The organism is Halosimplex amylolyticum (assembly GCF_051414035.1).
Lineage (GTDB): Archaea > Halobacteriota > Halobacteria > Halobacteriales > Haloarculaceae > Halosimplex > Halosimplex amylolyticum.
Window position 1 is genome coordinate 1 of the sequence record NZ_JBLKNW010000020.1, and the last position, 974, is coordinate 974.

The 974-nt window shown below is 59.1% G+C and carries 1 protein-coding gene; it reads left to right on the plus strand.

All coding sequences use genetic code 11. From position 1 onward, the window contains the following. On the plus strand, nucleotides 1–974 hold a 974-nt coding region (locus ACMGFE_RS26020), incomplete at both ends, for an RNA-guided endonuclease InsQ/TnpB family protein (protein WP_436928182.1).

The window sequence follows — 974 nt, forward strand, 5'->3', positions numbered from 1 at the left end:
CGAAACGACGACACCTCGGCGTATTCCGAGCAGAAACTCTTGCCGAGTCTCAAGAAGTGGTGGGGCGACCTGAAAAGCGTTCATTCGAAAGTCCTACAAAAAGCCGTTCAGCGGTTGTACGACAACCTCGCAACGCTTCGTGGTCGCAAAGAGAACGGCTACTGTGTCGGCACACTCAACTGGAAGGCACCGAGCGAGTATCGAAGTTTCACCTACAGTCAATCCGGCTTCAAGCTCAAGAACACGAGCGGTCGGACCAAACTGTGGCTCTCGAAACTCGGTGAAATGCCACTCACCTTCCACCGAGACCTCCCCGACGACGCCGAAATCAAGACCGTCACCGTCAAACAGGAACCCACCGGGAAATGGTACGCTATCGTCGGCGTCGAAACGCCCGACGACCCGCCGGAGAAGCCGGAGAATCCCGAGAAGTGCGTCGGTATCGACGTGGGGATTCTCAAGTACGCTCACGATACGGACGGCACCGCTATCGAATCACTCGACCTGTCCGACGAACGCGAGCGACTGGAACGCGCACAGCGCGACCTCTCACGGAAACAGCACGGCTCTGCGAATTGGGAGAAACAGCGCCAGGTCGTAGCCGAACGCCACGCCACCCTGAAGAACAAGCGTCGTGACTTCCTCCACAAACTCTCGAACTACTACGCCACTGAGTACGACCTCGTGGCGGTCGAAGACTTGGACGCGAAGGGCTTGGTCGAACTACCGGGCAACTCGCGGAACCGCGCAGGTGCGGCTTGGGGGACGTTCCTGCGGATGCTCGAATACAAGTGTGAGCGCGAGAGGACGCACTTCGTGGCCGTGAATCCGCGCGGAACGACCAAGGAGTGCGCGTCCTGCGGCGTTTTGACAGAGAAACCGCTATGGGTCCGTGAACACTCCTGTCCCGCCTGCGGGTTTGAGGCGGATAGAGACGCGAACGCGGCGTGGAACATCCGTTCTCGCGGTATCAC